Here is a 7,827-nt window from a genome sequence, read left to right as displayed (position 1 = left end):
TGTCCGGGTCCCGCAGCAGCGCGAGGAACTTCCGCCGGTGACCGCCCAGTGCGGAACCGACCTCGGTCACGACCCGACCGACCGTGACACCGTTGTCGCCACACCACGCCGTGACGCGGGCAACCTGCCGGTCCAGGTCGAAGCGCTGGTCCGCCGACGACACCCGCGCGTACACCACGGCGGCAACCCGCCGGACAGGGGCGGCAGGTTCGTCGACGATCACCAGCCCGCCGACCTTGCGGGCGGAGACCGGGAGGAGGCCGTCGCGGTACCAGCGGCGTGCCGTGGTGTACCCGACGCCGTTCGCAGCAGCCCACTCCTTAAGGTTCACACGGCCACCATACGGCGCCATCAGACGCCATCAGACGCCATCAGACGCCGATTCGACAACAGCTAACAGCCCCGTGCCATGCGCCCGGCCAAGAGCGCCGCCCACTCGACGAATGGGAGCGTCGGCACCGAGATCAGCGGCGATCTCTCCTGCTACGAACGCACGGCACTCAGAGCCAGGAAGGACGTGACCGCAAGTCACGTAACGATGTCACAACGCGGAAAGCAGGCTACAGTCAGTCCAACACGCCGACGGGCGGGGCAAGCCTTGGGCGCCCAGCCCCTGCTACCTGGCATGTCCCTGACTCACGGATCTTCGCTTACTGCGATGGACTTGTTTTGTGGAGCGGGCGGACTGTCTCAAGGGCTACGCCAAGCGGGGCCGTGAACTTCCCTGCAAAGAATAGTGGCCGGGGACGACAACGCCGTCTTCGACATCCGGATCGTCGAATTCCTGCGGCGCAGGGGCGGGTATACCGGAGCACGTGAACGTCGCCGGCCTGCTGCTCGCCGCCGGGGCCGGACGGCGGATGGGACGCCCCAAGGCCCTGGTCGAGCTGGGCGGTGTGACGCTGGTCGAGCGGGGTGTCCGCCTGCTCACGGCGGGGGGCTGCCGGCCGGTCGTGGTCGTCACCGGCGCCGCCGCGGACGAGGTGGGCGCCGTCGTGCGACGCCTCGCCACCCGCCGGGTCGCTGGGCCGGCGCCCGCGGGCGAGGATGCGCCCGGGATCGGCCTGGAACCCACGGCTGGGATGGAACCCACGGCCGGCCCGATGCCGGAGGTTCGCCTGGTATCGGCCGCGCGGTGGGCCGAGGGTGTCGGCGCGTCGCTGCGGGCCGGTCTCGCCGCCCTGGTCGGCACCGACGCCGACGCCGTGGTCGTCACCCTGGTAGACCAACCGTCCCTCGGCGCGGCGGCGGTGCAACGTCTGATCTCCGCCGCGGCCGATCCGGGGTCGACCCATCCGGCGCTGACCGCCACCTACGAAGGCCGGCCGGCCCATCCCGTCCTGCTACGCCGCTCGGTCTGGCCCGAGGCGGCGGCTCTCGCGCGCGGCGAGGTCGGCGCCCGGGCATGGCTGCGGGCCCACCCGGGACGGGTCACCGGCGTGCCCTGCGACGGCACCGGCTCACCCGCCGACGTCGACACCCTGGCCGACGTCGACACCCTGGCCGACGTCGACACCCTGGCCGACGTCGCCCCACCGACCTCACCATCGGCGACACGCACACCCAGCCCGGGTAGAACGCGAAGGACCCATAAGTAGGAACACCGCCGCAACGACGTGAGAAACGGAAGAACAACAGCAGACCCCGGTCTTCCAAGAAAGGATGACGCCCAACCGGGCTATCGGCAGTATCGGCGGCAGGGGAACCGGCGCGGGGCACAATATCATCACTATCTGGGGCCAGCCGGACACCCGGGGATGGTGTCGGGCGCTGCGCGATGGGCTCGGCGAGAAACAGCGGGAAACGCAGGCAGACCATCGTGCTGGTGGCGGGTCAGGGACGGACACGACGCTCGCTCGCGGAAAGGACGTCTCCGTGTCCGACGCCCGTCATCGATCCCGCCGCAACAGATTTCGTGGTGGCGGGTCCCATCACGGCGGGTCCCGGTATGGCGGGTCCCGGGCCGGTGGCCGTGGCCGCGCCGTCACCGTCGGCCTAGGCATCGTCAGCGGCGCGGCGCTGCTTGTGCTGGGCGCGTTGACCGCCACCGGGATCGGGTTCGCGGCCCGCGCCGCCTGGGATGCCGGACCGACCGGGGAATGCGCGGACGGCGGCGAACGGGCCACCCTGACCATCATCACCGCGCCGGCACTCGCGGCGCCGATCAGCCGGCTCGCCGCCGACTTCGATCTTCGGCGAGCCGGTGCCGAGGGCTCGGCGGGCCCGTGTGTGACCCTCGCCGTGTCGGCGGTCGCCTCCGACCGGGTGCTCGACACGCTGGCCCGACCGGAGTCGCCGGACTCCCCCGGCCCGCCCGACGTCTGGATTCCGGAGTCGGCCGACTGGCTGGAGCTGGGCCAGGAATCGGACCCGGCCACGGCGCAACTGCCGGCGAAGGCCACGACGATCGCGGGATCGCCCGTCGTCATCGCCATGCCGAGACTCATGGCGCAGCGCCTCGGTTGGCCCGAGCATCATGTGACCTGGGCCGAACTGGCCGCGGCCGCGGGCGAGGCCGATTTCTGGACCCACCGGGGCGAGCCCCGGTGGGGGGACTTCCGGTTCGCCATGGCCAATCCGGAGAACTCAGCCGCCGCGCTGCGGGCCGTCATCGGAACGGTGAGCGCCGCCCGCGGACTCACCGCGGCCGAGATGACCACCGGTACGTTCGACCAGGATCGCGCGGCCCAGCTCACCGTGCTCCGGCAGGAACGCTCCATCGACTGGCTGCCGGAGTATGACCAGCAGCTCTTCGACTCGGTACGCACCGGCGGCACGGAGAACGGCGCGGCCGGATCCGCTCCCTCGGCCTTCCCGGCCCTGGAGGCCGATGTCATCGCTTACAACCGGTCCCTGACGAGCCAGAACGGTAACCGCCTGGCCACGACGCTGGTGGCGTCCTACCCCTCGGACGGGATGTTCACGGCGACGGTGCCGTACATCGTCCTGAAGAAGACGGCGAGCTCGTCGTCCCGGCGGGCCGCGGCGGACGCCTTCGCCACCTTCGTGCGCGGGGACGCGGGCCGCGCGGCCCTCACCGGAGCCGGTTTCCGCACACTCACCGAACTGGCGGGCCACGATGACCCAGGCGGGCTGGCCGAGACGCTGAACGCGACCGATGGGGTGCGCTCCGTCCCGCCGAAGCTGGCGAGCACGGACGCCTCCGACAGCACGCTCGGCACGGCTCGGCGGTTCTTCCGCCATGCCCGTCAGCGTGGTGCCACCCTCGTGGCGCTTGACAGCTCCGGATCGATGGCCGAACCGGTCCCGGGCACCGACCCGTCAAGAACTCGGATGCGGGCGGCCGTCGAGACCTCCCTGGCCGGCCTGCGCCTGTTCGCACCCGACAGCCAGGTCGGTCTCTGGCGGTTCTCCGGCGAGCAGGGCGTCCAAGGCTACCGGGATCTCGTGCCGATGGCTCCGCTTAACGCACCCGGACGAGGCGGCACCCATCGGGACGAGCTGATCGCCGCGCAGGCCGGGATCGTCCCCGGCGGAGCCACCGATCTGTACGCCACCACGCTCGCGGCCTTCCGCTTCCTGACCCAGCACTACGTCCCCGGCCGGCTCAACCAGGTCGTCATCCTCACCGACGGTCGCGACACGAACCGGGGTGCGGCCGCGCCGAGCCTGGACGGGCTGATCGAACAGCTGCACGCCGACTACGACCCGAAGCGGCCGGTCGCCATAATCATGATCGCCTACAGCAACGACGCCGACCTCACCGCGCTGCGGCGCATCGCCGCGGCGACCGGAGGACGCTCCTACCTCCGGCCGGACCCGAGCCAGGTGGTCGACATCTACCTCGACGCGCTGACCCGCGTCCGCCCCTGAAGCCACGCGCGCCTCTGAAGCCACGCGCCCCTGAAGCAGCTCAGACGGGAACCCCGGCGGCACGCCGTCTGCCGGCTCGGGTCCGGCGCGGATCGGGACTCGCGGCGTCTGGGAACCTCCGCAGGTATTCGCGTTCGAGCTCCAGCATCCGCGCGGTGTGGGTCTCGAAGGCGTCCTCGCTCCCCGCGATGAAGGCGTCGTGCCGGGTGCGATGCAGGTGCCGCAGCTCCCGGACGAGGTCAACGTCGGTCAGCTCCTGCGCGGGGATTCCAGCTGGTCGGTGCATCATGCCCTCGGTCTACCCATTCCGGCGGCGCGATTCCCGGCTGGCGGGAGGACCAGCAGGTTCGGCGGGATCGGAACATCCGGCCCCGGGCCGGGCGGTGGTACCGGATCCGGCGTGGGCTCGGGTGGCGTCGGCTCGGGACCGGGCAGAACAGGATCGGGGATCGGCGAGGGCGGCGAGGGCTCGGGTGGCGTCGGGCCGGGACCCGGCGGCGGGACCGTGACGATGACGGGATACGTGGTCTGCATCTGATTGCGGTGCCCGGATGACGCTCTTCACACACCGGGACGACCAGATGCCCGCTCCTTCTGGTCGACCACTGGTCAGGCACTCTGGCCGGCCACTGGTCAGGCGCTGGTCGATCTGTGGCTGGCTCGCTACCGTTGCGCACTATGACCATGTCGGTCGGATCGGCGGCTTCTTCCTGCGACGTCATCCAACGCACCGAGCAACGTATGTCCCGAATGGTCGGCTATACCAGAGCAGCCTGTGCGACGTTCGTGATCATTCCGCTCTTCGGCTGGGCTCGCCTGCGCCACCCGTGGATCGCCGTGCTGATCGTGGCGGCCGCGGCCGTCGAGGCATCCTGGTTCACCTGGCGGGTCTGGCGGCGGCCGGGCCGGCTGTCCCCCCGGCTGGTCCTGGCGGACGTCGCCTTCTGCGTGGCGCTGATGCTCGTCGGGTCCAGAGCCGCGCAACCCGACGAACGCAACAAGATCATGACTGAGCTCGTGCCGTTCAGCCTCGTCGCACCCGCGGGCATCGGCTTCGGCCTCGGGCTGACGCTGCTCGCGGTCGGTGCGGTGGCCGTCCTGATGGCGGCGTGGAGCCTGGCCGTGCTGCCGGACGTTTCCCTCAAGCTCGGTTCGGACCTGTTGGGCTTCGCCCTGTGGTACGTCGTCGCCATGCTCATCGCCCATGAGCTGCGCGCGCTCTCCGCGGCGACCGCGGCCGCCCAGGACGAGGCCGCGGCAGCCGGGCGGCTCGCGATCGAGCAGGAGAAGGATGCCGAGAGCCTGCGCCAACGCGAGATCACCCATCGGGAGATCCACGACTACCTGCTCCCCGTCGTCGATCACGTCGCCGCCGGTGGAGTGCCCTCGCCGGCACTCGTCCGGGAGGCCCGGCGCGGGGCACAGCGGGCGCGTCGGATCATCATGGATCCACGCGGGATAGACCCGAGGGCCCTGGCCGTCGACGGCACGGCTTCGCCGGGCTCCACCCAGAACGGCCTCGAGGAGATGATGTCCGCGGTCGTGGACGCCTTCGCCGACGAGGGGCTCGCCCTGGTGCCCTTCGTGTCGATCAAGGGCGAACCGCCCGCGGAGGTCCGCGAGGCACTGGTGGCCGCGACGAGGGAGGCCCTGCGTAACGTGGTTCGACACTCCGCCAGCACCGACGAGGTTCACCTCTTCGTCGAGGGCGACGCGGATTCGGTGCTGGTGGTCGTCCGGGACAGGGGGGTGGGGTTCGATCCCGGCTCCGTCCGACCGGGCGGAGGCATGACCGGAAGCTATTCCGCTCTGCGCCGGTATGGCGGGGAGACCCTGGTGACCGCCTGGCCGGGTGGTGGGACGAAGGTGACCTTCCGCTGGCCTGCCGCCGAGCCGACCGGGGACGGCACGCCCGGGGACGGCACGCCCGGGGACGGCACGCCCGGGGACGGCACGCCCGGGGACGGCACGCCCGGGGACGGTCGATGAGCGTCGATCGCCGGCCGGTCTCGGTGGCGATCATTGACGATCATCCGATCGCCACCGAATCGCTGGCCGCCAGGTTCGCCGGCGCGGGGTTCTCCGTGCTGGCGCCGGCCCCGAGCCTGGAGACCTTCGACCGGGACGCCACGCCCGGGATCGTGGTGTGCGACCTGCACCTGCCCGGGGTGTCCGGGGCCGCCGCCGTGGCCGACCTGCATCGGCGCGGTCTTCGGGTGCTGGCGACCTCCGGGGTGGCGACACCGGACGAGGTCCTCGACGCGGTCGCCGCACAGGCTCGCGGCTTCGTTGAGAAGACCGCCCCGGCCCAGCAGTTCGTGGCGGCGGTGACCGCCGTCGCCGAGGGTAGCTTCCACCTCTCCGCCCGCCTCGCCGGGTTTCTACTGGAGGATGCGCACCGGCGACCGCTGTCCCGGGGCGAGATCGGGCCCGCGGAACGGAACCTGCTGCGCGGACTCGCCCAGGGCGACCTCATCGATGAACTGCGCGGCGAGTGGGGAATGACCGCCGCCGCCGTGCACGACCTGCTCGATCGAATCTTCGACGCCGCCCGCCGACGCCGCCGCCTGCACCGGCCATCCCCGCGGGAGGCCGAGGTGATGGTCCTCGTCGGTTGCCGGGGCATGTCCCACCGGGAGGCGGCGCGGGCGATGAACGTCAAGGCCAGTGTCATCGCCGACTATCTGCGCACGGCGAAGGCGAAGTACGTGGCGAGCCATCCCGACGCCCCGGTGACGATCCCGCCCAGCACGGCGGCCGCCCTCTGGGCCCGCGAGCTCGGGTTCGGCTGAGCCCCCTTGGCTGAGCCCCCTTGGCTGAGGCCCCTCGATTGAGGCCCCTCGATTGAGGCCCCCTTGATTTCGAGGGATTGTCCTGCGCCGACTTCGGCCACACCCTCGTCAGGATGGGCTGGGGAGACGGCGGGGACGAGGGTCATCCGCGGTCCTGTCGTCTCTGGGCAGCCTTCCTCGGGTCGTTCCTGGGACCGGATGCGCTCCCCGTCGGCATGTGGCGGATCAGATCTCCCGACGTCGCGACGGCCCATCCGGCTGACCAACCGATCCCCGGCGACGGCACGAATGCCGAGGCGGACGGCCGTGCGATCCAGGCGGTGCACCGTGGGCACGCGATCTGGCTGGGCACCCCGGACGCGGATCTGTACCGGCTGGACGACTCGCGGTGGCTGCTGCGCAACAACCGGAGGGCCGCCCTACTCACCCGACGCCTGGTCGCCCGGGCCGGGCCCGTCACGGACGGCACGCCCGTCACGGACGGCACGGCCGGGTCCGCCCACCTGCATCTCGCCACCGGCGATCCGCTCGCGGGCTACCTTCAGATCATCCGGCTCGGACCGGTGGTCGCCCGGCTGTGCACGATCCCGGGCGAGGGGTCCTCGCTACCGCGCACCATGGCCGTCGATCTCGGCAAGCAGGCCGCCGAGCAGGTAGCCAGACTGGCGGCCGCCACGGGCGACCTGCGTCGCGCGCCCTGGCGCCCCAGCCGATGGATCATCCGGACGGATCGGTGACGGCCGGGGATCATCCGCTTTCCCCCGATGATTGAGGGATGGTGTCGGCCCATCGGAACTACCAGGATCGAAGGCAGGGACCACGCCGGTGCGACGGGTCGGGCCAGATCGTCGGGGGAAGCGAGACGGCTTGGTGCCGGATCGGGGGCGCACCGGCGTGGTTCCGCGGACTGTCGGTCGCGGGGGAAGGCCGGCAGTCTGCCTGTTCATGCCGGCAGGCGCCGGCCGCCGCTGTCCGCACCGGCGAGAGCCGCTACGAAGGGCAACCGGTCGCAAACATTCGGTCTCAGCTTTTGCCCCACTGGTGAGGGTGTCGCTGGTGGCTTTGTCGACATCGCTACGATCTGCCCACTGGAAACGTGGACAGGGGGTGCTGTGGGCGAGCCGATCCTCGCCATCGACTACGGCACCTGCAGTGCCTCGGCCGCCTTGGCCGTCGACGGTCGCATCGAACCGGTGAAGGA

The 7,827-nt window shown here is 71.4% G+C and carries 7 protein-coding genes; 5 read left to right on the top strand and 2 right to left on the bottom strand.

Annotation, left to right across the window (positions count from 1 at the left end; genetic code table 11):
- Positions 1–331: recombinase family protein (locus AC08OV_RS19725; protein WP_476620087.1), on the bottom strand; the 331-nt coding region annotated here is incomplete at its 3' end.
- A gap of 484 nt (positions 332–815) precedes the next feature.
- Between AC08OV_RS19725 and AC08OV_RS19720 the strand changes: the two genes are divergently transcribed.
- A complete protein-coding gene (locus tag AC08OV_RS19720; RefSeq protein ID WP_476614124.1) occupies positions 816–1,598 on the top strand; it encodes a nucleotidyltransferase family protein in 783 nt (260 codons plus the stop codon).
- A gap of 277 nt (positions 1,599–1,875) precedes the next feature.
- On the top strand, positions 1,876–3,834 hold the full coding sequence (locus tag AC08OV_RS19715) for a substrate-binding and VWA domain-containing protein (protein WP_476614123.1): 1,959 nt from the start codon (positions 1,876–1,878) through the stop codon (positions 3,832–3,834).
- A gap of 40 nt (positions 3,835–3,874) precedes the next feature.
- Here the strand turns inward: AC08OV_RS19715 and AC08OV_RS19710 are convergent, their stop codons facing one another.
- The gene (locus AC08OV_RS19710; RefSeq protein WP_011434791.1) at positions 3,875–4,123 is read right to left on the bottom strand and encodes a DUF6158 family protein; all 249 of its coding nucleotides are present in this window, start codon (positions 4,121–4,123) and stop codon (positions 3,875–3,877) included.
- A gap of 452 nt (positions 4,124–4,575) precedes the next feature.
- On the opposite strand from AC08OV_RS19710, the gene AC08OV_RS19705 reads away from it, so the two are divergent.
- From AC08OV_RS19705 to AC08OV_RS19695, 3 genes are all read left to right on the top strand, one after another.
- A complete protein-coding gene (locus tag AC08OV_RS19705; protein WP_476614122.1) occupies positions 4,576–5,823 on the top strand; it encodes a sensor histidine kinase in 1,248 nt (415 codons plus the stop codon).
- Entirely contained in the window at positions 5,820–6,626 is an 807-nt protein-coding gene (locus AC08OV_RS19700; protein WP_476614121.1) for a response regulator, read from the top strand. The genes AC08OV_RS19705 and AC08OV_RS19700 overlap by 4 nt, the downstream gene beginning before the upstream one ends.
- A 113-nt stretch (positions 6,627–6,739) precedes the next feature.
- The gene (locus AC08OV_RS19695; protein ID WP_476620086.1) at positions 6,740–7,363 is read left to right on the top strand and encodes a hypothetical protein; all 624 of its coding nucleotides are present in this window, start codon (positions 6,740–6,742) and stop codon (positions 7,361–7,363) included.
- Positions 7,364–7,827 lie beyond the last annotated feature (464 nt).

It is taken from the genome of Frankia sp. CeTa3Moorea (assembly GCF_978021225.1).
The sequence above is the reverse complement of the archived record's forward strand: the minus strand, read 5'-3'. Positions and strand labels throughout refer to the sequence as shown.